At 62.4% G+C, this 26,700-nt stretch carries 15 protein-coding genes; 9 read left to right on the top strand and 6 right to left on the bottom strand.

The annotated features are described in order from the left end of the window. Positions 1–17: 17 nt before the first annotated feature. The 5 genes from aceE to msrA all read left to right on the top strand — a co-directional run bounded on the left by aceE (position 18) and on the right by msrA (position 9,690). Positions 18–2,663, top strand: coding sequence for a pyruvate dehydrogenase (acetyl-transferring), homodimeric type (aceE, locus tag BLO80_RS13980; RefSeq protein ID WP_092328986.1), 2,646 nt, complete (start codon positions 18–20; stop codon positions 2,661–2,663). Between the two features lie 11 nt (positions 2,664–2,674). Further along, positions 2,675–4,315 carry a dihydrolipoyllysine-residue acetyltransferase gene (gene aceF / locus BLO80_RS13975; RefSeq protein WP_092328983.1) on the top strand — a complete coding sequence of 547 codons (1,641 nt, stop codon included), beginning with the start codon at positions 2,675–2,677 and terminating at the stop codon, positions 4,313–4,315. Positions 4,316–4,690: 375 nt separating this feature from the next. After that, the gene (locus BLO80_RS13970; RefSeq protein WP_092328981.1) at positions 4,691–6,082 is read left to right on the top strand and encodes an alkaline phosphatase D family protein; all 1,392 of its coding nucleotides are present in this window, start codon (positions 4,691–4,693) and stop codon (positions 6,080–6,082) included. A 182-nt stretch (positions 6,083–6,264) separates the two neighbouring features. Further along, positions 6,265–8,958 (top strand): putative bifunctional diguanylate cyclase/phosphodiesterase, encoded by a 2,694-nt coding sequence (locus tag BLO80_RS13965; RefSeq protein WP_092328978.1) that lies wholly within the window; start codon positions 6,265–6,267, stop codon positions 8,956–8,958. An 84-nt stretch (positions 8,959–9,042) separates the two neighbouring features. Continuing rightward, on the top strand, positions 9,043–9,690 hold the full coding sequence (gene msrA, locus BLO80_RS13960; RefSeq protein ID WP_092203469.1) for a peptide-methionine (S)-S-oxide reductase MsrA: 648 nt from the start codon (positions 9,043–9,045) through the stop codon (positions 9,688–9,690). 143 nt (positions 9,691–9,833) lie between these two features. On the opposite strand, the gene BLO80_RS13955 is transcribed toward msrA, so the two are convergent. From BLO80_RS13955 to putP, 4 genes are all read right to left on the bottom strand, one after another. Beyond that, positions 9,834–10,670 carry a 23S rRNA (adenine(2030)-N(6))-methyltransferase RlmJ gene (locus tag BLO80_RS13955; protein ID WP_092328976.1) on the bottom strand — a complete coding sequence of 279 codons (837 nt, stop codon included), beginning with the start codon at positions 10,668–10,670 and terminating at the stop codon, positions 9,834–9,836. A gap of 81 nt (positions 10,671–10,751) precedes the next feature. Continuing rightward, positions 10,752–11,483, bottom strand: coding sequence for a DUF4123 domain-containing protein (locus BLO80_RS13950; RefSeq protein WP_175459499.1), 732 nt, complete (start codon positions 11,481–11,483; stop codon positions 10,752–10,754). Next, positions 11,480–13,537: a type VI secretion system Vgr family protein gene (locus tag BLO80_RS13945; RefSeq protein ID WP_092328973.1), complete on the bottom strand. Its 2,058-nt coding sequence runs from the start codon at positions 13,535–13,537 to the stop codon at positions 11,480–11,482. The genes BLO80_RS13950 and BLO80_RS13945 overlap by 4 nt, the downstream gene beginning before the upstream one ends. Before the next feature lie 426 nt (positions 13,538–13,963). Next, a complete protein-coding gene (gene putP / locus BLO80_RS13940) occupies positions 13,964–15,448 on the bottom strand; it encodes a sodium/proline symporter PutP (protein ID WP_092328971.1) in 1,485 nt (494 codons plus the stop codon). Positions 15,449–15,910: 462 nt separating this feature from the next. On the opposite strand from putP, the gene putA reads away from it, so the two are divergent. Together putA and BLO80_RS13930 are read left to right on the top strand one after the other, a co-directional pair. Continuing rightward, positions 15,911–19,864 (top strand): trifunctional transcriptional regulator/proline dehydrogenase/L-glutamate gamma-semialdehyde dehydrogenase, encoded by a 3,954-nt coding sequence (gene putA, locus BLO80_RS13935; RefSeq protein ID WP_092328968.1) that lies wholly within the window; start codon positions 15,911–15,913, stop codon positions 19,862–19,864. 256 nt (positions 19,865–20,120) lie between these two features. After that, positions 20,121–21,923 (top strand): acyl-CoA dehydrogenase, encoded by a 1,803-nt coding sequence (locus BLO80_RS13930; protein ID WP_092328966.1) that lies wholly within the window; start codon positions 20,121–20,123, stop codon positions 21,921–21,923. Between the two features lie 219 nt (positions 21,924–22,142). On the opposite strand, the gene BLO80_RS13925 is transcribed toward BLO80_RS13930, so the two are convergent. Together BLO80_RS13925 and BLO80_RS13920 are read right to left on the bottom strand one after the other, a co-directional pair. Then, entirely contained in the window at positions 22,143–22,445 is a 303-nt protein-coding gene (locus BLO80_RS13925) for a cell division protein ZapA (RefSeq protein WP_060739489.1), read from the bottom strand. After that, positions 22,442–22,672 carry a hypothetical protein gene (locus BLO80_RS13920; protein ID WP_053117769.1) on the bottom strand — a complete coding sequence of 77 codons (231 nt, stop codon included), beginning with the start codon at positions 22,670–22,672 and terminating at the stop codon, positions 22,442–22,444. Before BLO80_RS13920 ends, BLO80_RS13925 begins: the two co-directional genes overlap by 4 nt. 262 nt (positions 22,673–22,934) lie before the next feature. On the opposite strand from BLO80_RS13920, the gene BLO80_RS13915 reads away from it, so the two are divergent. Both BLO80_RS13915 and BLO80_RS13910 read left to right on the top strand, forming a co-directional pair. Next, the gene (locus BLO80_RS13915; RefSeq protein ID WP_092328963.1) at positions 22,935–24,560 is read left to right on the top strand and encodes a methyl-accepting chemotaxis protein; all 1,626 of its coding nucleotides are present in this window, start codon (positions 22,935–22,937) and stop codon (positions 24,558–24,560) included. 382 nt (positions 24,561–24,942) lie between these two features. Beyond that, on the top strand, positions 24,943–26,685 hold the full coding sequence (locus tag BLO80_RS13910; RefSeq protein WP_092203455.1) for a potassium/proton antiporter: 1,743 nt from the start codon (positions 24,943–24,945) through the stop codon (positions 26,683–26,685). Positions 26,686–26,700 lie beyond the last annotated feature (15 nt).

Below are 26,700 nucleotides of genomic sequence, written 5' to 3'. Positions count from 1 at the left end.
CCGCCCTGGAGCAAGCCATGCAAGACCTCGATCCCGTCGAAACCCAGGAATGGCTGGACGCCCTGGAATCGGTTCTCGACAAAGAAGGCGAAGACCGCGCTCATTATCTGATGACCCGCATGGGCGAACTCGCGACCCGCAGCGGCTCGCAACTGCCCTACGCCATCACCACGCCGTACCGCAACACGATCCCCGTTACCCACGAAGCACGCATGCCTGGCGACCTGTTCATGGAACGCCGCATTCGCTCGCTGGTACGCTGGAACGCGTTGGCCATGGTCATGCGTACCAACCTGAAAGATTCTGACCTGGGCGGTCACATCTCCAGCTTCGCCTCCAGCGCGACGCTGTATGACATCGGCTTCAACTACTTCTTCCAGGCCCCGACCGACGAACACGGTGGCGACCTGATCTACTTCCAGGGTCACGCATCGCCAGGCGTCTACGCCCGTGCGTTCATGGAAGGCCGCATCACCGAAGAGCAGATGAACAACTTCCGCCAGGAAGTGGACGGCAACGGCCTGTCCTCGTACCCGCACCCTTGGCTGATGCCGGATTTCTGGCAGTTCCCGACCGTATCCATGGGTCTGGGCCCGATCCAGGCGATCTACCAGGCGCGCTTCATGAAGTACCTGGAAGCCCGCGGTTTCATCCAGCCAGGCAAGCAGAAAGTCTGGTGCTTCATGGGCGACGGCGAGTGCGACGAGCCGGAATCCCTGGGCGCGATCTCCCTGGCCGGCCGCGAGAAGCTGGACAACCTGATCTTCGTCATCAACTGCAACCTGCAGCGCCTCGACGGCCCGGTTCGCGGCAACGCCAAGATCATCCAGGAACTCGAAGGCGTGTTCCGTGGTGCCCAGTGGAACGTCAACAAAGTCATCTGGGGCCGCTTCTGGGACCCACTGCTGGCCAAGGACGTCGACGGCATCCTGCAACGCCGCATGGACGAAGTCATCGACGGCGAGTACCAGAACTACAAGGCCAAGGACGGCGCGTTCGTCCGCGAGCACTTCTTCAACTCGCCTGAACTCAAGGCCATGGTTGCCGACTTGTCCGACGACGAGATCTGGAAGCTCAACCGTGGCGGCCACGACCCGTACAAGGTCTACGCGGCGTACCACCAGGCGGTCAATCACAAAGAACAGCCGACCGTCATCCTGGCCAAGACCATCAAGGGTTATGGCACCGGTGCCGGCGAAGCGAAGAACACTGCGCACAACACCAAGAAGGTCGATGTCGAGAGCCTGAAGTTGTTCCGCGACCGCTTCGACATTCCGGTCAAGGACAGCGAGCTGGAAAACCTGCCGTTCTTCAAGCCTGAAGAAGGCAGTGCCGAAGCCCGTTACCTGGCCGAGCGCCGTGCCGCACTGGGCGGTTTCGTGCCCCAGCGTCGTGCCAAGAGCTTCAGCGTTCCGACCCCGCCACTGGAGACCCTCAAGGCGATCCTGGACGGTTCGGGCGACCGTGAAATCTCCACCACCATGGCCTTCGTGCGAATCCTCGCGCAACTGGTCAAGGACAAGGAAATCGGCCAGCGCATCGTCCCGATCATCCCGGACGAAGCCCGTACCTTCGGTATGGAAGGCATGTTCCGCCAGTTGGGCATCTACTCGTCCGTCGGCCAGCTCTACGAGCCAGTCGATAAAGACCAGGTGATGTTCTACCGCGAAGACAAGAAGGGCCAGATCCTCGAAGAAGGCATCAACGAAGCGGGCGCCATGAGCTCCTTCATTGCCGCCGGTACTTCGTACTCCAGCCACAACCAGCCGATGCTGCCGTTCTACATCTTCTACTCGATGTTCGGCTTCCAGCGCATCGGCGATCTGGCCTGGGCCGCTGGCGACAGCCGTACCCGTGGCTTCCTGATCGGCGGCACCGCCGGCCGCACCACCCTCAACGGTGAAGGCCTGCAGCACGAAGACGGCCACAGCCACATGCTGGCCGGGACCATCCCGAACTGCCGCACCTATGATCCGACCTACGGCTACGAGCTGGCGGTGATCATCCAGGACGGCATGAAGAAGATGATCGAAGAGCAACAGGACGTCTTCTACTACATCACCGTGATGAACGAGTCCTACCAGCAGCCAGCCATGCCGGCCGGTGTCGAGGCAGGCATCGTCAAGGGCATGTACCTGCTCGAGGAAGACACCCGCGAAGCGGCGCACCACGTCCAGTTGATGGGCTCGGGCACCATCCTGCGCGAAGTGCGCGAGGCAGCGAAGATCCTGCGTGAAGAGTTCAACGTCGGTGCCGACGTCTGGAGCGTCACCAGTTTCAACGAACTGCGTCGCGACGGCCTGGCCGTAGAGCGCAGCAACCGCCTGCACCCTGGTCAGAAGCCAAAGCTGAGCTACGTCGAAGAGTGCCTGAACGGCCGCAAAGGTCCGGTCATCGCCTCTACCGACTACATGAAGCTGTTCGCCGAGCAGATCCGCCAGTGGGTTCCTTCCAAGGAATTCAAAGTGCTGGGCACCGACGGTTTCGGCCGTAGCGACAGCCGCAAGAAGCTGCGTCACTTCTTCGAAGTCGACCGTAAGTTCGTTGTGTTGGCAGCCCTCGAAGCCCTGGCTGACCGTGGCGATATCGAACCTAAAGTGGTGGCCGAAGCCATCGCCAAGTTCGGCATCGATCCGGAAAAACGCAACCCACTGGACTGCTGAGGAGAATTTTCGTGAGCGAACTCATTCGCGTACCTGACATCGGCAGCGGTGAAGGTGAAGTAATTGAACTGTTTGTGAAGGTCGGCGACCGTATCGAAGCCGACCAGAGCATCCTGACGCTTGAATCGGACAAGGCCAGCATGGAAGTGCCCGCGCCGAAGGCCGGTGTCATCAAGAGCCTGAAAGTGAAGCTGGGCGACCGCCTGAAAGAAGGCGACGAACTGCTGGAGCTGGAAGTCGAGGGCGCCGCTGCGGCGCCTGAAGCGGCCGCCCCCGCTGCTGCCCCGGCGGCGGCTGAAAAGCCTGCCGCCGCACCGGCTGCCGAAGCGGCTCCCGCGCCCGCCGCCGCCCCTGCCGCAGCCACGGTCCAGGACATTCATGTCCCGGACATCGGTTCGTCGGGCAAGGCCAAGATCATCGAAGTGCTGGTCAAGGTCGGTGACACCGTCGAAGCCGACCAGTCGCTGATCACCCTGGAATCCGACAAGGCCAGCATGGAAATCCCATCGCCGGCCGCCGGTGTGGTGGAAAGCATCGAGATCAAGCTGGAAGACGAAGTCGGCACCGGTGACCTGATCCTGAAGCTCAAAGTGGCAGGCGCCTCGGCACCTGCCGCGCCAGCTCCGGCCGCGGCACCTGCCGCCAAGGCTGAAGCAGCCCCAGCGCCAGCCGCCGCGCCTGCCGCTAAGGCCGAAGCAGCGCCTGCGCCTGTCGCCGCCGCGCCTGCGCCAAGCGGTGCCAAGGTGCACGCCGGCCCGGCGGTGCGTCAGTTGGCCCGTGAATTCGGTGTCGAGCTGTCGGCCGTTGGCCCAAGCGGCCCGCACGGTCGTGTGCTCAAGGAAGACGTGCAAGCCTACGTCAAGGCCATGATGCAGAAGGCCAAGAACGCACCGGCCGAAGGCGCCACCGGCGGCGCGGGTATCCCGCCGATCCCGGCGGTGGACTTCAGCCGCTTCGGTGAGACCGAAGAAGTGGCCATGACTCGCCTGATGCAGATCGGCGCGTCGAGCCTGCACCGCAGCTGGCTGAACATTCCCCACGTGACTCAGTTCGACCAGGCCGACATCACCGAGCTGGAAGCTTTCCGCGTCGCGCAGAAAGCCGTGGCGGAAAAAGCCGGCGTGAAGCTGACCGTGCTGCCACTGCTGCTCAAGGCTTGTGCGCACCTGCTCAAGGAACTGCCGGACTTCAACAGCTCCCTGGCCCCAAGCGGCAAGGCTGTGATCCGCAAGAAATACGTGCACATCGGCTTTGCCGTCGACACCCCGGAAGGCCTGCTGGTACCGGTCATCCGCAACGTCGACCAGAAGAGCTTGCTGCAACTGGCTGGCGAAGCCGCTGCCCTGGCCGAAAAAGCCCGGAACAAGAAGCTCACCGCCGACGACATGCAGGGCGCCTGCTTCACCATCTCCAGCCTCGGCCACATTGGCGGCACCGGCTTCACGCCGATCGTCAACGCGCCGGAAGTGGCGATCCTGGGTGTTTCCAAGGCCACCATCCAGCCGGTCTGGGACGGCAAGGCCTTCCAGCCCAAGCTGATGCTGCCACTGTCGCTGTCCTACGATCACCGTGTGATCAACGGCGCCGCCGCTGCACGCTTCACCAAGCGCCTGAGCGACTTGCTGGGCGACATCCGCACCATCCTGCTGTAACACCGGACGGCCCTCCCTTGGGGAGGGCCATTCGGAGCACCGTTTTCCGAGCGCCACGCTCGTACCTCAACCCCGTCCGTTTGGCGGGGCTTTTTTTGCCTGGCATTCAAGCCAGGTGCAGGGATGTGGCGGCCTCATCGCGAGCAAGCTCGCTCCCACAATTGATTTGCGGTGTTCCTGTGGGAGCGAGCTTGCTCGCGATAGCGGTATTTCCTACCCCGCAAGTTTTAAATGACTACACCCCCTGTTAGTCATTGCCCACAACTTCCGCCCCCTTCCCCGTCGATATTTATGACGCGCCGGGCTTTAGCATCAAAGCCGCCAAGGCCACTTGATGCTTGCACCCACCGACTAAAACTTCGAATGGATTCGAATATGTTCAAACCTACCGTCGGCCCCATTGTCGGGCACACGACCACTGACCACGCCCGGATATTCCTGCGGGGCGATCACGGCAACAACCGGGTATTCGCCGGTATCCGACACCGGCGCCGAGGAGACACACGCTGGTCAAAAGGGCACTTCGTCCAATTGAAGGCCTACCGCGACATGTCCGATGTGATCGTGTTGAAAGACCTTGAACCCGACACCGCCTACGAATACCAGGCCGGCTGGCTCAGCCCCTTGAGCCCGACCCATACCGTGGAAACCATCCAGGAACTGCCACTGCAATGGCCTCGACACACCTATTGTTTGCACACGCCGGCCGACAAACCCGATGCGCCACGGGCTTATATCGTGGGCTCATGTCGCTACTTGCGGATCGCCGCCAGTACCCCGTTACTCCCCAGCCTTGGGGATCGCACCTTTGCCGGCATCAATCGCATCGTCGAACAGGCCGACCCGCCGATCAGCGCGGTGTTGATGACCGGAGACCAGGTTTATCTCGATGACCTGAATATCATCGGCCCGGACCGCACCTATAAGCGCATCCTCTTCAGATACCGAACGGTATTTACCCAGCCACACATCAAAAAGCTGATGTCTGGCACGCCGACCTACATGATCCTCGACGACCACGAAATCGAAGACAACTGGCCCGCCAGGAAAACCGGCCACGACGACGTCCTGTATGCCAATGCCATGAGCGCCTACGGGCTTTACCAGGCCAGCCATGGGCCCGCCCATGAACTGTCGAGCGACGGAACATTGAACAAGTCGTTGACCCGCTACTGGTACACCTTTGCACAGGGCGATATCCACTGGTTCGTCACCGACAGCCGGACGCAACGCAACCTGTCGGCGGACGATCGGCGCATCCTCGACGCGGACCAGGAACAATCCCTGCTCGAATGGCTCGTCAACAGCCCCGCCCGGGTCAAGCTCGTCGTCACCAGCGTGATGTTTTTCCCTGACAGCCAGCGCAATGACGGCGATGCCTGGCAGGCCTTCCCGGAACAACGCCTACGCCTGCTGGAAACCATCCGCCGCCATCGGATCAAAAACGTGGTATTCATCTCGGGTGACGTCCACGGCTCCATGACCAGCCGCCTGCGTCACACTCAGGATCCTGATTTCGAGGTCAACACCGTCGTTGCCTCGCCGTTCTACAACAGCAAATTGTTGCCTTTTGCAAAAGCCGCGGATTTTATTTTCCACAGGCCCATGGCCCGCACGGACAGCGGTGAGTACCGCTATGAACTGACCAGCGAAGTGGTGAGCCAGGACAACTTCGCCCGCCTGCAGGTCACGGCCCAGAGCCTTCACGTTACGTTCCACGACCGTGACGGCGAGCCCTTGCAGACGCTCGATATCGCGCTGCGATGAACTTGCGTGCCCTCTGATCGGCTGGCGACTGGAGAAATCCCTTTGTCGGCCGATAAAAGGTTTATAGCACTTGGCCTTCATCTCTCTTGTCAGCCAGTGCCGCAATGATGCAACCTTGCGCCAATCCGTAATAACGAGGGCGTCAGCCCGGCGCGATCAGCATTTTCGAAGCGAGTTTCCCCATGAAAAGCCAACCCGATGCCGCCAGCCGTATGGCGGCCGAGGTAGTGACGCAGTTACCGGTGCCCGCGCGGCTCGGTATGCTGCGTTTCGAACGGCTGAATGAAGCTAGCTGGGCGCTGTTGTTTCTCGATCCCAATTGCGAGCGACACTTCGGCCTGCCGGCGGTAGAACTGTGCTCGCTGGTCAGCTCGCCCTACGCCAGCCTGATGGAACCCGAAGCGCGCTATCAATTGCACGACGCCATCCAGCAGCAACTGGCCCAGGCCGCGCATTACCAGATTCGCTACACGCTCCACACCGCCAAGGGCCCGATGAATGTGCTGGAGACGGGCGAAGCCTACAGACAGCACAATCGTCATCTGCTGCGCGGTTACCTGCTGGTGGTGGACAATTTGCTGCAAAGCGAACCCTCCCTGCCGGCCCTGGACCTGGAAACCCAGAACTCGCGCCTGCAGATCGCCCTGGAACTGAACCAGCGTGCCCAGCAAGAGCAGCTCCAGCACCTGGACCGGGTACGCGCCCAACAAGACCTCATCCTGCTACTGACCCGCCAACGCTACAGCGCCAACAACTCCCTGCTCGAAGCGGCCGAACTCATCACCCGCAGCGCCTGCGACATCTACCAGATCGACTGCGCCAGCATCTGGAACCTGGACGACGGCAAACTGGTGCCGATTTCCGCCTACAACCGCGCTTCCCAGGAATACTTCCTGCCGGCGGTCATCGACGTCAACGAGTTTCCCGACTACATGGAGGCGCTGCAGACCTGTCGCGCCATCGACGCCCACAATGCGATGCGCGACCCGCGCACCCGGGAAATGGCCGAGAGCCTGCGCGCCCGCGACGTCAACGCCATCCTCGACGCCAGCGTGCGCATCGACGGCCAAGTGGTGGGCGTGCTGTGCCTGGAACAAGTGGGGGCCACCCGCGCCTGGCAGTCGGATGAGATCGCCTTTGCCGGGGAGCTGGCGGACCAGTTCGCCCAGGTCATCAACAACCACAACCGCCGCACCGCAACCAGCGCCCTGCACCTGTTCCAGCGCGCCGTGGAGCAAAGCGCCAACGCGTTCCTGCTGGTCAATTGCGACGGTGTGGTGGAGTACGTCAACCCAAGCTTCACCGCCATCACCCAGTACACCACCGAGGAAGTCCACGGCCAGCGCCTCTCGGAACTGCCGGCCCTGGAGAACCTCAGCGAGTTGCTGTTCGACGCGCCCTCGGCGCTGGCCCAGAGCAACAGTTGGCAGGGCGAGTTCAAGAGCCGACGCAAGAACCTGGAACCCTACTGGGGCCAGTTGTCGATCTCCAAGGTCTACGGCGACAACCGCGAGCTGACCCACTACATCGGCATCTACGAAGACATCACCCAGACCAAACTGGCCCAGCAGCGCATCGAGCGCCTGGCCTACACCGACAACCTGACCAACCTGGGCAACCGCCCGGCGTTCATTCGCAACCTCGATGAGCGCTTTGCCCGGGACAGCGACTCGCCCATCAGCCTGCTGCTGGTGGACATCGACAACTTCAAGCGCATCAACGACAGCCTCGGTCACCAGACCGGTGACAAGCTGCTGATCAGCCTGGCCCGGCGCCTGCGCAACAGCCTGAGCCCCAGCGGCAGCCTGGCGCGCTTCGCCAGTAACGAGTTCGCCGTGCTGCTGGACGACACGAGCCTGGAAGCCGGGCAGCAGATCGCCAGCCAATTGCTGATGACCCTCGACAAACCGATGTTCGTCGATAACCAGTTGATCAGCGTGACCGGCTCCGTAGGCCTGGCCTGCGCGCCGCTGCACGGCCGTGATCCGCAGACCCTGATGCGCAACGCCGGCCTCGCCCTGCACAAGGCCAAGGCCAACGGCAAGCATCAGGTCCAGGTGTTCACCGAGGCGCTGAATGCCGAGGCCAGCTACAAGCTGTTCGTGGAAAACAACCTGCGTCGCGCCCTGACCCAGAACGAACTGGACGTGTTCTACCAGCCCAAGCTGTGCCTGCGCAGCGGCCGTCTGCTGGGCATGGAGGCACTGCTGCGCTGGAACCATCCGGAAAAGGGCATGATCCGCCCGGACCAGTTCATCAGCGTGGCCGAAGAAACCGGCCTGATCATCCCCATCGGCAAATGGATCGCCCGCCAGGCCTGCCGTATGAGCAAACAGCTGACCGCGGCCGGCCTGGGCAACCTGCAAGTGGCGATCAACCTGTCGCCCAAGCAGTTCTCCGACCCGGACCTGGTCGCCTCCATCGCCAGCATCCTCAAGGAAGAACAACTGCCGGCCCGCCTGCTGGAACTGGAGTTGACCGAAGGCTTGCTGCTGGAGGCCACCGAAGATACCCACTTGCAGCTCGACCAGCTCAAGCGCCTGGGGCTGACCCTGGCCATGGACGACTTTGGCACCGGGTATTCGTCCCTGAGCTACCTGAAAAAATTCCCGATCGACATCATCAAGATCGATCGCAGCTTCATCCATGAGATCCCGGACAACCAGGACGACATGGAAATCACCTCGGCGGTGATCGCCATGGCTCACAACCTGAAACTCAAGGTCGTGGCCGAAGGCATCGAAACCGCCCAGCAACTGACGTTCCTGCGGCGTCACCGCTGCGACGTCGGCCAGGGCTACCTGTTCGACCGGCCAATCCCCGGCGCGGAGCTGATCGAAAAGCTCAGGCGCTACCCTCGCGGGCCTCTGGTCTGACAGCTGCGTATAGCTTGCGGCGGCTTTTCTGAGGCACACTGGCGGTCTATTTCCCTCAATTCAATCTGACTGAGAGGACTGATAATGGTCTTGCGCTCGGAAATCCTGGTGAATAAAAACGTGCTTCCTACTCAAGAACAAGCCCTGCCTGGCCGTGAAACCCCGATGACCGTGCCGGACAAACACTTCGTCCTCGACGCGCCCCTGCTGGGCCCGTTCGCCATGGACGTGGATTTCGCGATCTTCGGCCTCGGCTGCTTCTGGGGCGCGGAACGCAAATTCTGGCAGCGCGAAGGCGTGGTCAGTACCGCGGTGGGTTACGCCGGTGGTTTCACACCGAACCCGACGTACGAAGAAGTCTGCTCGGGCCTTACCGGCCACAGCGAAGTGGTGCTGGTGGTCTACGAGCCCGCGAAAGTCAGCTATGAACAGCTTCTGAAGATGTTCTGGGAACTGCACAACCCGACCCAGGGCATGCGCCAGGGGAACGACATCGGCACCCAGTACCGTTCGGTGATCTATACCACCAACCCGGCCCAACTGGCGGCGGCCGAACACAGCAAGCAAGTCTTCCAGGCCGAGCTGACCAAGGCCGGCAAAGGCACCATCACCACCGAAATCGAAGAGGCACCGACGTTCTACTTCGCCGAGGCCTATCACCAGCAGTACCTGGCGAAGAACCCGGAAGGCTATTGCGGGATTGGCGGGACCGGCGTGACCTGCCCGATCTGACTAATAGCGGTGGACCTGGGGCGGTGATGTTGAATGTGCCGCAGTCATCGCGAGCAAGCTCGCTCCCACAGGTACGTACACCCTAGACCCCATGTGGGAGCGAGCTTGCTCGCGATAGCGCCCTTCCGGACGCCAGCAAAACCTCACTCAGCGATCAACCAATCCATCTGCCACCCGCCCTGGGTCTGCCCCAGCTTTTTCGACAGCCACGGCAGCAGCTCACGCAACTCCTCTTCCAGCCCCCACGGCGGATTGGCAATCGCCAGGCCGGAGCCATTCAGGCTGTTGGGCGTCGCCAGCGGGTGCACCAGCAGTTCCACGCGCAACAGCTTCGGCGCTCCCGTGCCGGCCAGGTCCTGGTAGAAGCGGCGCAACATCCGCTGGTCCTTCACCGGGTACCAGATGGCCGCCACCGTCTGGCGCATCCGGCCAACGGCCTCCTTGAGCGAGGCGGCGCAGCGCTGCATCTCGTCAAGCTGCTCGAAGGGCGGATCGATCAGCATCAAGGCACGCTTTTCGGCCACCGGCAGCAACGCCCGCGGCACATGCCAGCCTTCACCCAGGTGCACCGCCACGCGACGGTCGCCTTTCATGTTGTCCTTGAGCAACACGCCGTCTTCGGGGTGCTTTTCGTTGAGCAGCACACGGTCCTGGGGCCGAGTCAGGCGCCGCGCCAGTTCCGGCGAGCCCGGGTAGTAGCGCAGTTGCCCGTCCGGGTTCATCTCGTGCAGCACCTTCATGTAATCGGCGGTCAACGGCGGCAGATCGCCCTCGCCCCACAACCGCGCAATGCCTTCCAGGTACTCACCGGTACGGTTGGCCTGGTCACCCTGCAAGTCGTACAGCCCGATGCCCGCGTGGGTGTCGAGGTAGGCGAAGGGCTGTTCCTTGCGCGACATCAGCGCGATGAGGCGGGTCAAGGTCAGGTGTTTGAACACGTCGGCGTGACTGCCGGCGTGGAAGGCGTGGCGATAATTCATGGCGGCTCCTGCGAAGGGCGACGAGTTTACCTTGAAGCGCGTCGAACGTCAGGGGTTGGCAGCCCGGCGGACGCGCCACGATCAGCCCAGCTCCCGCAGCAAGTACGCCTGCAAGGGCGCCTTTGGCGCGACAACCGGCTTCGATCGCTCAAGAAAGTGAACAATCTTGCGCCGCAGGATGCGGTGGTCGACGCGCTCGTACAGAGACGGATGCTCTTGGCCAAGCCACGTGAGCAAGTTATCCACCAGACAATTCGCCGGGTTCTCGGTCATGGCATCCAGCAGCGCCACCGGCACTTCCCACCAAGGAAAAATCCGCGCCGGTCGCTGGACGTTTCCGACTAACTCAAGGGATTGACCATTGATCAGGCAACGATTGATGACCGGCAAGAGTTCCCCGGCATCCACCGCCGCCGATTGCAGGATCGGCCCCATGAAGCGCCCATCCCAAAAACGCAGGAAAACCGACTTGCCACCCGGCAACAGCACCTGCGTCAACCCACGCAAATGCTCGGCAAGGGTTTCCTGGCTGGCACACGACACCGCCAGCCAACCCCAATCGAGCGAGTCGGTGGCCGCTATCCAATCAAGAAACCCACAGTCTGCGCGAACAAGCCCTACATAGGGCATGACCGCTTCCCACTCGGCATACGGCGTGTCGGCCCAGATCGCCGTGGGTGTCGTGGCCATCGAACGCCGCCAGGCCGCCAACGCCCCCGGGCCGCTGGCGTTGCAGAAAATGGCGAAAAGTTGCTCGGCCGCCTGCAACGGATGGCTCTCAAGCCAGGCGCGGGGCGTTTGACCGCTGTTCATGGGCGCTCCTGTGTATCGACCGTTTTGTGGAAGGCCGATGGCCCTGCGCAGACGCCGTTTCTGCAACGCTCGCACTCCTCGCAGAACGGTGCCGAGCCTTGGAAGCTGAGGATTTGCGCCAGGGAAAGCCGAGGGGCCGGCACAGCGACCTGCTTCCCGGAGCTGTCCGGCGAACCCGCTACCGCCCCCATGACCGCCACCGGCGCCCCACCGACCTCGATCGGCACGCTGCTGAAAATCCCGTCGGCGCCAATGTTGATCCAATGACCGCCAGCCTGGAGGGTCACACTGGCGCCAGCCTCCAGGACCACTTGCTGGCCGGCGCTGACATGAAACTGCCGGCTGGCGCTCAGGACCTGGCTGGTCACGCGAACATGCCGCTCGCCGCCCACCAGCAAATGATCGTCCTGGCGGACCTCAGCCTGGCGCCGGCCATGGGTAACGCGCTGCTCATCGGCCTTGAGTTCGTGCCGTGCCGTACCGGTGACGACGATGCTACGCTCGTGATCGACCTGCACCCGCTGGTCGTGCAGCACGTGCTGGGTCCAGTTGCGCTGGGCCCGCAGGTAGATTTCCTCGGCCCCCTTGCGGTCCTCGATGCGCAACTCGTTGTAGCCTGCCCCACCGGGACTGCTCTGGCTGCGCCATACACTGCGGGTCTTGTCCGCGGGCAGGTCCAACGGCACCGGGTTGGCGCCGTTGGGCAGACAGCCCACCACCAATGGCTTGTCCACGTCGCCATCGATGAACCCCACAAGGACCTCCATGCCGACCCGGGGAATCATCACTGCACCATAGTGATCATGGGCCCAACCCGAGGCCACTCGCAGCCAGCAACTGGAATGCTCGTCGCGCTGGCCGTCGCGATCCCAGACCAGTTGCACCTTGACCCGCCCGAATTCATCACAATGGATCTCGCTGTCCACCGGACCGGTCACCACCGCTGACTGATAACCGTGGGCACGGGGCTTTTCAAGGTGCAGGGGCGGCCGAAAAAACACCTCCCACGGTGTGGCGAGAAAAATGTTTCTGTAGCCCTGGAATTCATCCGGGCCGGCGGAGGCTGTTTCTTCCAGCACCTGGGGCTGGCGGCCATGATGGTCGATATGTGTCAGGAGCCAGAGATCGTTCCACTGCTCCCTGGGGTGGCCCTCGATACGCATGAAATGCCCGCTGACGAAAGCGCTGTCATCGCTGCTGCCCTGCGCCACGCGATGATCGGCGCCGTGACGCTCAAGGGCACGCCGGGCCAGGTGCTTGCCATCGTCCCGGTCGCAGAACCCTCCGGGGTAGCGATAGTCCTCGAGCGCTGGCAGCTGCCGGTTGTCGAGGTGGGTTTGCAACAACAGGCCGGGCTTGCGGAAGTCGTAGTCGCGCAACGTTACGGCCGTGGCGCGGGTCTGGAGTCGCACCGCCAAACGCTTGATGGCCGGCGCGTCGGCAGCCATGCCGCTGTCCGCCAGGTACAGCGTCGATTCGGGCAGGCGGGGGAACCCGGTCTGATCGTCACCGAACACCAGCAAATGGCCGTCAGGGCGGTGCCGAAAGTGATAGTGGATACCGACTTCGGCACAGATCCGCTCGATGAACGCCAGGTCGCTTTCGGCGTACTGCACACAGTATTCACGCTCGGGATAGTGCCCTCCGAGGATGAACTGGAAGGCCCCCTCCAGGACCCCGTGTTCCTTCAACAGCCGAGCGACGATAGCGGGCACGCTCAGATGCTGGAAAATCCGCTGGTTGATGCGGTGGCGCAAGTAGGCCAGGCGCGGCACCAGGCTGACCTGGTAACGGGTCAGGCGCCTGCCTGAATCGCCTTGGGCTACGCTATAGACCTGACCGTGCACGCCCCCTCCCCGGCCATCGAACCGCAGGAATGCCTGGCGATGCAGAAGTTCTTCCAGTACCAGGTCGCAGCGCTCGCTGACCAGTTCCACGTCAAAGCGGTAGGGCTGGCTGATGGTTTCCGTGCCCTTGAACTCAAGCACCCTGAGTTCATTCGGCCCGCTGTCGAAGGTCAGCGTGAAACGCGGTGGATTGGCAGGCGGGAACATCCGATGTGCCTCTGCTGAATGGAGGCGGGCGATTCTGCACGAGCAGTGGGGGACGTGTATGGGAGGTCAGGAAAAACAGATTTCCCCTACATCCAAGAAGCTATAAAGCTGCAAATCGTGATGCATTTTCCGATAGACGTTCGAAGCATCGCAACGCACTCGATCTGGCGGCGGATGGTTCCGGGGGTGTCAATCAGAAATCAGGAACGGCTAGGACGCTGCGCTCAGGTTCCATCGCTTGCAGGCCTACAGAGCCCAGCGGTAGGAGCTGTCGAGCGGAGCGAGGCTGCGATCTTTCTCCAGACACTTGAACCTCAAGTGAAAGATCAAAAGATCGCAGGCTTCGCCAGCGCTTACAGAGCCCAGCGGGAGCAAGCTCCCTCGTCACAATGGATCGCCCGCGGGCTCGAAGCCGCACTGAAGGTCTTACTGGTTCAGACGAAAATCTTTTTCCGCCGCGTCGAAGCGCTGCAACATACCTGCGGTAGGCGAGCCCAGCTTGCTGACGAGGTAGATGGCCAGGCTGGCGAAGAGGAAGCCCGGGATGATTTCGTACAAGCCCAGCAGCGCGAAATGCTTCCAGACGATCACGGTAATTGCACCCACCAGAATACCGGCGAGCGCGCCATTGCGGGTCATGTTCTTCCAGATGACGGAGATCAGGACAACCGGGCCGAAGGCAGCACCGAAACCGGCCCAGGCGTAGCTCACCAGACCCAGTACGCGGTTTTCCGGGTTAGCGGCCAGGGCAATGGCGACCAAGGCCACCAGCAACACCATGGCGCGACCGACCCAGACCAGTTCCAGCTGGGAAGCGCTCTTGCGCAGGAAGGTCTTGTAGAAGTCTTCGGTCAGGGCGCTGGAGCACACCAGCAACTGGCAGCTCAGGGTACTCATCACCGCCGCCAGAATGGCCGACAGCAGTACACCGGCAATCCATGGGTTGAACAGCAGTTTTGCCAACTCGATGAACACGCGCTCAGGGTTATCGGTCACAGGACCGGCCACGTCAGGGTGCGCCGAGAAGTACGCGATACCGAAGAAGCCGACGGCCACGGTGCCGCCCAGGCACAGAATCATCCAGGTCATGGAGATGCGACGTGCGTTGGCGATGGACTTGACCGAATCAGCCGCCATGAAGCGCGCCAGGATATGCGGTTGGCCAAAGTAACCCAGGCCCCAGCCCATCAGCGAGATGATGCCGATGAAGGTGGTGTTCTTGAGCATATCGAACGAAGTAGGGTCTTTCGCTTCGATGGCCAGGAAGGTGGTATCCACGCCGCCAGTGGCCAGCAGCACGATGATCGGCGTGAGGATCAGCGCGAAGATCATCAGGGTCGCTTGTACGGTGTCGGTCCAGCTCACGGCCAGGAAACCGCCAACGAAGGTGTAGGCGATGGTCGCTGCGGCACCGGCCCACAGCGCGGTCTCGTAGGACATGCCGAAGGTGCTTTCGAACAGACGGGCACCGGCCACGATGCCGGAAGCGCAGTAGATGGTGAAGAACACCAGGATCACCACCGCGGAGATAATCCGCAGCAGGCCGCTCTTGTCTTCGAAACGGCTGGAGAAGTAATCCGGCAGCGTCAGGGCATCACCGTTGTGCTCGGTCTGCACCCGCAGGCGACCGGCCACGAACAGCCAGTTCAGATAGGCACCGACGATCAAGCCGATGGCGATCCAGCTTTCCGACAGGCCAGACATATAGATGGCACCCGGCAAACCCATCAACAACCAACCGCTCATGTCGGAGGCACCGGCGGACAAGGCCGTGACCACGCTGCCCAGGCTGCGACCGCCCAGGATGTAATCGGAAAGATTATTGGTGGAGCGGTAAGCCATCAGGCCGATCAGGACCATGGCTGCGATGTAGATCACGAAAGTGATCAAGGTGGGATTACTAACACTCATGAGTTACGCCCTGGCTTTGTTTTTATGGTGCGGTGGCAGTTGGAAGCGCCGACAACGCAGACGTTGTAGCGACGATTTGCAATCCCGCGAATTTATGACTGATGTTTCCCCAGGAAAGCCATCAGCCGATGCCCCTTGGCTTGGAGCCGGTTGCACCTTGGCCGCGAATGCTATTCAACAAATCAAATAAGGTGCAACCAGTTTCGCTCGAATAAGTTGCACCTTATCGTTTTTATCGCGAAATCGCCGTTTTTTGCTCCCTTTTAGTGCAGTCCGTAGGGCATCGCTAGAAGCCAAAGCACTAAGCCGGTGCAGGATTGACGGGGTCGTCCTGGCTTCCGGATGAGCTGCCTGTCGTTTCAAGAAAAAAAGGGTTGCACCCGGTTGCACCTCAATCATCGCGCAGCTAATCTTGCCGCCAGCTGATGCCACGCCATACGTGGTAAACATGAGGATAAAAATATGGCTACCACCACCCTTGGGGTCAAACTCGATGACCCGACCCGCGAACGCCTCAAGGCGGCCGCAACCTCGATCGATCGCACGCCGCACTGGCTGATCAAGCAGGCAATTTTCAATTACCTGGAAAAACTCGAGGGTGGTGCAACCCTGACCGAGCTGAACGGTTCACCTCGCGCCGACAGCGAGGATGCCGGCGACGTACAGGTCGACCACGCTCACCAATGCTTCCTCGAGTTTGCCGAGAGCATCCTGCCGCAATCGGTCCTGCGCGCCTCCATTACCGCCGCTTACCGTCGCCCTGAGCCGGAAGTGGTGCCGATGCTGATCGAGCAGGCCCGTCTGCCGGTGGAAATGGCCGAAGCCACCAACAAGCTGGCGGCGTCGATTGCGGAAAAACTGCGCAACCAGAAAAGTGCCGGCGGCCGTGCCGGTATCGTTCAGGGCTTACTGCAGGAATTTTCCCTGTCGTCCCAGGAAGGCGTAGCCCTGATGTGCCTGGCCGAGGCGCTGCTGCGCATCCCGGACAAAGGCACTCGCGATGCGCTGATCCGCGACAAGATCAGCACCGGCAACTGGCAGCCGCACCTGGGCAACAGCCCGTCGCTGTTCGTCAATGCCGCCACTTGGGGCCTGTTGCTGACCGGCAAGCTGGTCGCCACCCATAACGAAACAGGCCTGACCTCCTCCCTGAGCCGCATCATCGGCAAGAGCGGCGAGCCGATGATCCGCAAGGGCGTCGACATGGCCATGCGCCTGATGGGCGAGCAGTTCGTCACCGGCGAAACCATCGCCGAAGCCCTGGCCAACGCCAGCAAGTTCGAAGCCAAGGGTTTCCGCTATTCCTACGACATGCTGGGTGAAGCCGCGCTCACCGAACATGACGCCCAGAAGTACCTGGCCTCGTACGAACAAGCCATTCACTCGATCGGCAAAGCGTCCCATGGCCGTGGGATTTATGAAGGCCCGGGCATTTCCATCAAGCTCTCGGCCCTGCACCCGCGCTACAGCCGCGCCCAGTACGAGCGCGTCATGGACGAGCTGTACCCGCGCCTGCTGTCGCTGACCCTGCTGGCCAAGCAATACGACATCGGCCTGAACATCGACGCCGAGGAAGCCGACCGCCTCGAACTGTCCCTGGACCTGCTGGAGCGCCTGTGCTTCGAGCCGCAGCTGACCGGCTGGAATGGCATCGGCTTCGTGATCCAGGCCTACCAGAAGCGTTGCCCGTATGTGATCGACTACGTCATCGACCTGGCCCGGCGCAGCCGCCACCGCCTGATGATTCGCCTGGTAAAAGGCGCGTACTGGGACAGCGAGATCAAGCGCGCCCAGGTCGAAGGCCTGGAAGGTTATCCGGTCTACACCCGCAAGGTGTACACCGACGTGTCCTACATCGCCTGCGCGCGCAAGCTGCTGTCGGTGCCGGAAGTCATCTACCCGCAATTCGCCACGCACAACGCCCATACCCTGTCGGCCATTTACCACATCGCCGGTCAGAACTATTACCCGGGCCAGTACGAATTCCAGTGCCTGCACGGCATGGGTGAACCGCTGTACGAACAAGTTGTAGGCAAGGTCTCCGAAGGTAAGCTGAACCGTCCGTGCCGTGTGTACGCCCCGGTCGGCACCCACGAAACACTGCTGGCCTACCTCGTACGCCGCTTGCTGGAAAACGGCGCGAACACCTCGTTCGTCAACCGCATCGCCGACCAGTCGATCTCCATCCAGGAACTGGTGGCCGATCCAGTGGCCAGCATCGAGCAGATGGCAACCCTGGAAGGCGGTTTCGGCCTGCCGCACCCGCGTATTCCGCTGCCGCGCGATCTGTACGGCAGCGACCGCGCCAACTCCAGCGGCATCGACCTGGCCAACGAGCATCGCCTGGCGTCGCTGTCCTGCGCCCTGCTGGCCACCGCCCATAACGACTGGAAAGCCGCGCCGATGCTCGGTTGCGCTGCCAGCGAAGAAACCCCGGCAGCGGTGCTGAACCCGTCCGATCACCGCGATGTGGTCGGCCATGTGCAGGAAGCGACAGTTGCCGACGTCGACAACGCCATTCAGTGCGCCCTCAACGCCGCACCGATCTGGCAGGCCACGCCACCAGCCGAACGCGCCGCGATTCTCGAGCGTGCCGCCGACCTGATGGAAGGCGAGATCCAGCCCCTGATGGGCCTGCTGGCCCGCGAAGCCGGCAAGACCTTCGCCAACGCCATCGCCGAAGTGCGTGAAGCCGTGGACTTCCTGCGGTACTACGCGGTGCAGGCGCGCAACGATTTCACCAACGACGCCCACCGCCCACTGGGCCCGGTGGTCTGCATCAGCCCGTGGAACTTCCCGCTGGCGATTTTCAGCGGCCAGGTCGCCGCCGCACTGGCCGCCGGCAACCCGGTTCTGGCCAAGCCCGCCGAGCAGACGCCGCTGGTGGCGGCCCAGGCGGTGCGCCTGATGCTCGAAGCCGGCATTCCGGAAGGCGTCCTGCAACTGCTGCCGGGCCGCGGCGAAACCGTTGGCGCCCGCCTGGTGGGTGACGAGCGGGTCAAAGGCGTGATGTTCACCGGTTCCACCGAAGTCGCCCGCCTGCTGCAACGCAACATCGCCGGTCGCCTGGACAACCAGGGCCGGCCGATCCCGCTGATCGCCGAGACCGGCGGCCAGAACGCCATGATCGTCGACTCCTCGGCCCTGACCGAACAAGTGGTCATCGACGTCGTGTCCTCGGCCTTCGACAGTGCCGGCCAGCGTTGCTCGGCCCTGCGGGTCCTGTGCCTGCAGGAAGATTCCGCCGACCGCGTCATCGAAATGCTCAAGGGCGCCATGGCCGAATCGCGCCTCGGCAACCCGGAACGCCTGTCGGTGGACATCGGCCCGGTGATCGACGCCGAAGCCAAGGCTGGCATCGAGAAACACATCCAGGCCATGCGCGACAAGGGGCGCACCGTCTACCAGATGGCAATCGCCGACAGCGACGAGTGCAAGCGCGGCACCTTCGTGATGCCGACCCTGATCGAGCTGGAAAGCTTCGACGAGCTGCAGCGGGAGATCTTCGGCCCGGTGCTGCACGTGGTGCGCTACAAGCGCAAGGAACTGGGTCAGCTGATCGACCAGATCAACGCCTCCGGCTACGGCCTGACCCTGGGCGTACACACACGTATCGACGAGACCATCGCCAAGGTGATCGACAACGTCCATGCCGGCAACGTCTACGTCAACCGCAACATTGTCGGCGCCGTGGTCGGTGTACAGCCGTTTGGTGGCGAAGGGCTGTCGGGCACCGGTCCCAAGGCCGGTGGCCCGCTGTACCTGTACCGCCTGCTGTCGACTCGTCCTACCGATGCGATCCAGCAGTCCTTCGTGCGCGGCGATGCCTTGGTTGCGCCGGACCTGCGCTTGCGCGATGCCCTGAGCAAACCGCTGACCGCCCTGCAAGCCTGGGCCGACAGCCAGAAGCTCGCCGAACTGAGCGCCCTGTGCGTGCAGTTCGCGGCCCAATCGCAAAGCGGCATCACCCGCCAGTTGACCGGCCCGACCGGCGAACGCAACAGCTACGCCATCCTGCCGCGCGAGCACGTGCTGTGCCTGGCCGACGTGGAAGGCGACCTGCTGACGCAACTGGCGGCCGTACTGGCCGTGGGCGGCTCGGCCGTGTGGCCGGAAACCGACACCAGCAAGGCCTTGTTCGCCCGCTTGCCGAAAGAGATTCAGGCACGCATCCAGCGAGTTGCCGACTGGACCAAGGACGATGTGCTGTTCGACGCGGTCCTGCATCACGGCGATTCGGACCAACTGCGCGACGTTTGCCAGCAGGTGGCCAAGCGTGCCGGCGCCATCGTCGGGGTGCATGGTTTGTCCCAGGGCGAGACCAACATTGCGTTGGAGCGTCTGGTGATCGAGCGGGCCTTGAGCGTCAACACCGCTGCGGCGGGGGGTAACGCCAGCCTGATGACTATCGGCTAAGCGCGACATTCGCTGAGCATCGGCAATAGATGCTCAGCCCACCGACCCTGTGGGAGCGAGCTTGCTCGCGATAGCGACCTGACAGGCAACATCTTTGTTGTGTGTGAAATCGCTATCGCGAGCAAGCTCGCTCCCACATTTTATCCGCGTCAGATCACCCCCTGCGTTCTGCCACTCCATCACCCAAATCAATCTTGCTGTTCACCCTCCTGCCTCGCACCTAGACTCGGCCCATTCCAAAAAAAGGTAGGCCGCCATGTCCGAGACGCTGCTCAGTTCCCGCAATCTGGCTTTCGAGCTGTACGAAGTCCTCGATGCCGAGGGCCTGACCCAGCGCGAGCGGTTTGCTGAACACAATCGCGAGACCTTCGACGCAGCCCTCGGCACGGCCCGCAGCATCGCCGAAAAATTCTTCGCGCCCCACAACCGCAAGAACGATGAAAACGAACCGCGCTACGAGAACGGCCAGGCGGTCCTGATTCCCGAGGTAAAACCGGCCGTGGATGCCTTTCTGGAGGCCGGTTTTCTCAATGCTGCGCGCAGCTTCGACGCCGGAGGCATGCAGTTGCCGACGCTGCTGTCCCAGGCTTGCTTCGCACACTTCCAGTCGGCCAATGCCGCATCGACCTCTTACCCGTTCCTGACCATGGGCGCGGCGAACCTGATCGAAAGCTTCGGCAGCGATGAGCAGAAGCAACGCTTCCTGCAACCGATGATCGACGGCCGCTTCTTCGGCACCATGGCCCTGACCGAGCCCCATGCAGGTTCTTCGCTGTCGGATATTCGTACACGGGCAGAGCCTGCGTCCGATGGCACCTATCGACTCAAGGGCAACAAGATCTTCATCTCCGGTGGCGATCATCCGCTGTCGGAAAACATCGTGCACATGGTCCTGGCGAAATTGCCGGACGCGCCGCCAGGCGTGAAGGGCATTTCGCTGTTTATCGTGCCCAAGTTCCTGGTCAACGACGATGGCAGCCTCGGCCCGCGTAACGACGTGCTGCTGGCCGGGCTGTTCCACAAGATGGGCTGGCGCGGCACCACGTCGACCGCGTTGAACTTCGGTGACAACGGCGAATGCGTCGGTTACCTCGTGGGCAAGCCGCACCACGGCCTGAGCTACATGTTCCAGATGATGAACGAGGCGCGCATCGGCGTCGGCATGGGTGCGGTGATGCTGGGTTACGCCGGCTACCTGTATTCCCTTGAATACGCCCGCGAACGTCCGCAGGGCCGAGTGCCCGACAGCAAGGACCCGACCACCGCCCCGGTGGCGATCATCCAGCACGCCGACGTGCGCCGCATGCTCTTGACCCAAAAAGCCTACGTCGAGGGTTCGTTTGACCTGGGCTTGTACGCAGCGCGGCTGTTCGACGACACCACCACCCTGGACAGCGAAGCCGAACGTCGGCGCGCCCATGAACTGCTGGACCTGCTGACCCCCATCGTCAAATCCTGGCCCTCGGAGTTCTGCCTGAAAGCCAACGAACTGGCGATCCAGATCCTGGGCGGTCACGGCTACACCCGCGAATACCCGGTGGAGCAGTATTATCGCGACAACCGCCTGAACCCGATCCATGAAGGCACCCACGGCATCCAGTCCCTGGACCTGCTGGGGCGAAAGCTGGCGCAGAATGGCGGCGCCGGGCTCAAGCAGTTGATCCGCCTGGTGGCCGACACCACCGAACGGGCCCAGACGCACCCATCATTGACGCCATTACGCCAGCCGCTGGAAGCGTTGGTGGCGCGCCTGCAAACCGTCACCCTGGGCCTGCTGACGGACCTGGCCCAGGGCAAGGTCAACAGCAGCCTCGCCAACTCGGCGCTGTACCTGAAAGTGTTTGGGCACATGGTGATCGGCTGGCGTTGGCTGGAACAGGCGATTCGTGCCGAGGAAGGCCTGGCCAGGGGCAATGCCGCGGACAGCGACTTCTATAAAGGCAAGCTGCAAGCGGCGCGCTACTTCCTGACCTGGGAAGTGCCGGGGTGCCACCATGAGCTGGCGATTCTCGAGGCGCGAGATGATACGTGCCTGGGGATGCGGGATGAGTGGTTCTGAGGCAAGACTCGTGGCGCGGCTGAGATCCAATCGCGAGCAGGCTCGCTCCCACAGTGGATCGGCGGTGGACACAACTCTGTGTCCACAGAAATATCCTGTGGGAGCGGGCTTGCTCGCGAAAGCGGCGGATCAGACCAATCAATTGTGACTGACATACCGCCTTCGCGAGCAAGCCCGCTCCCACATTAGATCACCACCAACCCTGGGTCCTAAAAGACTTCAGGCCTGCTGGATCGTCTTGGCAATCACCTCGACCGTGGCGCTGACTTGCTCTTGGTAACGGTCGAGTTCCGCCTGATGGCTTTTCTGCATTTCGATCTGTTGCGAACACAGGTTCATGGCCGCCAGTACCAGCAGGCGGTCACCAATCAGCGTCGGGTATTTCCTTTTCGTGTCGGCCAGTGCGGCCTTGAGCATCGAAGCGGCGTCCAACAGGGCCTGTTCCTGCCCGGCCGGCGCTTTGATTGAATAGTCTTCTCCCAGGATCGAGATAACCGTCACTCCATCGGCGCCGTGCTTCATGCGCTGACAGGACCGGCGCTGGCGCGCTCGATCAGGGCCTGGATGCGGGCGGCGGTGGCGCCGTGCAGTTCTTCCTGTTCCATCAGGCTCAGTTGCAGGCTTTCGTTTTCATCCTTGGCCCTGGCAAGTTCGGCGCTCAGGGTTTCGTTCAGGCCGGTGAGGTGCAGGTTCTGTTGCACCAGGTCGTTGACCAGTTGCTCCAGTTGGCTGAGGGATGTTTCCAACATATTGATTTCCAGGCTTTTTCAAGGGGCGCGTACGATAAAGAAAAGTCACCGCCGATGCCACGCTTTACACGGTGGCGGTGCTTGGCTCGCGAGCTGTAGAGACTGCGATTCAAGCATCGGGTTCCTACCCTTCGTCGCGTGGCAGGCCTTGTCCTGCGACAAAAGCCCACAACGCCTCAAGACTTCAGGCCCATGACCGATAAGCCAGCTAACAGCAGTCTCAGCCCCGCACGGACGCCTCTATTTTCTTTCGGTATTTTCCATGTCCCTACGTAATATGAACATCGCGCCGCGGGCGTTCCTGGGGTTTGCCTTGATTGGCGCCCTGATGCTGGCCCTTGGGGTATTCGCCCTGACCCAGATGAGCAAAATCCGCGGGTCTGGCGAAATCATCGCCCAGAACAGCGTGCCCAGTATCAAGGCCCTGGATGAGTTCACCCAACTCACCCTGCGCCTGCGCGTCTTGTCCTATCGCTTGCTGGTCAACCGCGAGCCGGACATCCAGCAGAAAACCTACGATCTGTTGGAACAACGCGGCCAACAGATCCGCGTGGCCCAGGCCGCCTACGAAAAGCTCATCAGTGCTCCAGAAGAACGGGCCGCCTACGATCAGTATGGGCAACTGCTCGGGCAGTACCGCCAACTCGAAGAGCGCATGAAAACCCTGTCACGCAACAATCAGGTCGATGAACTGCGCACGTTGCTCAACACTGAACTGCTGAGCAACTCCGATGCCATCAATGTCGCAATCGGCCGCTTGCTGGAGATCAACAACCTGCAAGCCGAGGCGCTCAATAAGGGCGCGGCGCAACAATATTCAAGCGCTTTCATCTGGGTGGTCACCCTGCTGGTCATCGCCACCGGCCTGACCCTGCTGTTCGCCTGGCTGCTGACCAACAGCATCACCAAGCCGATCGCCAACGCGTTGGATGCCGCCGAGGAAATCGCCAAGGGCAACCTGACCCGGCCGATCACCGTGGACGGCAGCGACGAAGCTGGTCGCCTGCTGCGGGCGATGTCGACCATGCAGGAAAAACTGCGCGATACCTTGCAACGGATCTCCGGTTCGGCCACACAGCTGGCGTCGGCGGCCGAAGAGCTCAACGCCGTCACTGACGAAAGCGCCCGGGGCCTGACCCAGCAGAACAACGAAATCGAACAGGCCGCGACAGCGGTCAACGAGATGACCAGCGCCGTGGAAGAGGTCGCACGCAATGCGGTCAGCACGTCGGAGGCGTCGAAGCACGCCACCACATCCGCTGGCGACGGCCGCGACCTGGTGCAGGAAACCGTCGGTGCCATCGAACGCATGAGTGCCGACGTACAAAGCACCGCCACGCTGATCGGTAACCTGGCCAATGAGTCCCGCGATATTGGCAAAGTGCTGGACGTGATCCGCGGCCTGGCCGACCAGACCAACCTGCTGGCTCTGAACGCCGCCATCGAAGCCGCCCGTGCCGGTGAGGCCGGTCGTGGTTTTGCCGTGGTGGCCGACGAAGTTCGCGCCCTGGCCCACCGTACCCAGCAGTCGACCAGCGAAATCGAACGCATGATCGGCAGCATCCAGAGCGGCACCGAACACGCCGTGGATTCGATGCGCAACAGCACCGAGCGCGCCGAGTCGACCCTGAACATCGCCCGTGGCGCCGGCCTGTCCCTGGACACCATCAACACGGCCATCGTCGAAATCAACGAACGCAACCTGGTGATCGCCAGCGCCGCCGAGGAACAGGCCCAGGTGGCCCGTGAAGTGGACCGCAACCTGGTGAACATCCGCGACCTGTCGGTGCAGTCTGCCACCGGCGCCAACCAGACCAGTGCCGCCAGCGCCGAACTGTCGCGCCTGGCCGTGGACTTGAACAACATGGTCGGGCGGTTCAGCCTGTAACCCACTAATGGTTGATCGTCCACAGACCGTGAGCGATCAACCCTCCAGCTTTTGTGGCGAGGGAGCTTGCTCCCGCTGGGCTGCGAAGCGGCCCCAGGACCTCAAAAGCGACGACTGCTTCGCAGCCGAGCGGGAGCAAGCTCCCTCGCCACGGATGATCGTTCCCACGCTCCGCGTGGGAATGCAGCCGGGGACGCTCTGCGTCCCTAAAGCCAAACGCGGAGCGTCCGTTGAGGCATTCCCACGCAGAGCGTGGGAACGATCAACTCCCCTCCCTCCCAACCTTTTTTGACAGCATCACATTTCAACAGGTTAGAATCGCTGGCACGCAGACTGCATGGTCAGTCTGTGCCCGCCCCTCAGTTTTCCCGGAGTAACGCCTTTGACTGCAGCGACCATCAACAGCCTGTTCTTGATCGGCGCGTTGCTGGTAGGTGCGAGCATCCTGGTCAGTTCTCTTTCGTCCCGCCTGGGCATCCCGATCCTGGTGATCATCCTGGCCGTGGGCATGGTGGCCGGTGTCGACGGCGCCGGTATCCTTTTCGATAACTACGCCACGGCTTATCTGGTCGGCAACCTCGCCTTGGCCGTCATCCTGCTGGACGGCGGCTTGCGCACACGGGTCTCGAGTTTCCGCGTGGCGCTGTGGCCGGCGTTGTCCCTGGCCACGGTCGGTGTGTTGATCACCACCGGGCTGACCGGCTTGGCGGCGGCCTGGCTGTTCAATCTGAACCTGATCCAGGGCCTGTTGATCGGTGCCATCGTCGGCTCGACCGATGCCGCGGCGGTGTTCTCGCTGCTGGGCGGCAAGGGCCTGAACGAGCGGGTCAGCGCCACCCTCGAGATCGAGTCCGGCAGCAACGACCCCATGGCGGTGTTCCTCACCGTCACCCTGATCGGCATGCTCGCCAGCGGTGAAACCGGCCTGCACTGGAGCCTGCTCGGGCACCTGGTGCGTGAGTTCGGCATCGGTTCGGTACTCGGCCTGGGCGGTGGCTGGCTGATGCTGCAGTTGGTCAATCGCATCAATCTGGCCAACGGCCTCTACCCGATCCTCGTCATCAGTGGCGGCCTGGCCGTGTTCGCCCTGACCAACGCCCTGCACGGCAGCGGTTTCCTGGCGGTGTACCTGTGCGGCCTGGTGATCGGCAACCGCCCGGTGCGCAGCCGCCACGGCATCCTGCACATGCTCGATGGCATGGCCTGGCTGGCCCAGATCGGCATGTTCCTGGTGCTGGGGCTGCTGGTCACGCCCCACGACCTGCTGCCGATCGCCCTGCCGGCCCTGGGCCTGGCGCTGTGGATGATCCTGTTTGCCCGTCCGTTGTCGGTCATGGTGGGCCTGCTGCCGTTCAAGGCGTTCCATGGTCGCGAGAAAGCCTTCATTTCCTGGGTCGGCCTGCGCGGCGCGGTGCCGATCATCCTGGCCGTGTTCCCGCTGATGGCCGGCCTGCCCCACGCCCAGCTCTACTTCAACCTGGCGTTCTTTATCGTGCTGGTCTCGCTGCTGGTACAGGGCACGAGCCTGCCGTGGGTCGCCAAGTTGCTGCACGTGACCGTCCCGCCCGAGCCGCTGCCGATTTCCCGGGCCGCGCTGGAAGTGCACGTCACCAGCGAGTGGGAGCTGTTCATCTATCGCCTGGGCGCGGAAAAATGGTGCATCGGCTCGCCCCTGCGGGACCTGAAAATGCCCGAAGGCACCCGCATCGCCGCCCTGTTTCGTGGTCAGCAACTGCTCCATCCGTCGGGTAGTACGGTGTTGGAAGTCGATGATTTGCTGTGTGTTATCGGTCATGAACACGATTTGCCGGCCCTTGGAAAACTGTTCAGCCAAGCGCCGCAACGGGGCCTGGATCTGCGCTTCTTCGGCGACTTCGTACTCGAAGGAGACGCCCAGCTGGCCGCGGTTGCCGCGCTGTACGGGTTGAAGCTGGACGGCATCGATCCGGACATGTCCCTGGGCCGCTTCATCGCTCAGAAAGTAGGCGGCGCACCAGTGGTCGGCGACCAGGTGGATTGGAACAACACCCTGTGGACCGTCGCGGCCATGGACGGGAACAAGATCGGCAAAGTGGGCGTCAGATTCCCCGAAGGAAGTCGCCCGGGCCCCGGCTTGTTCCTCTAAACTGCTCCCACTCTC

Origin of the sequence: Pseudomonas sp. NFACC56-3 (assembly GCF_900100025.1) — a bacterium.
Lineage (GTDB): Bacteria > Pseudomonadota > Gammaproteobacteria > Pseudomonadales > Pseudomonadaceae > Aquipseudomonas > Aquipseudomonas fluorescens_AA.
The sequence above is the reverse complement of the archived record's forward strand: the minus strand, read 5'-3'. Positions and strand labels throughout refer to the sequence as shown.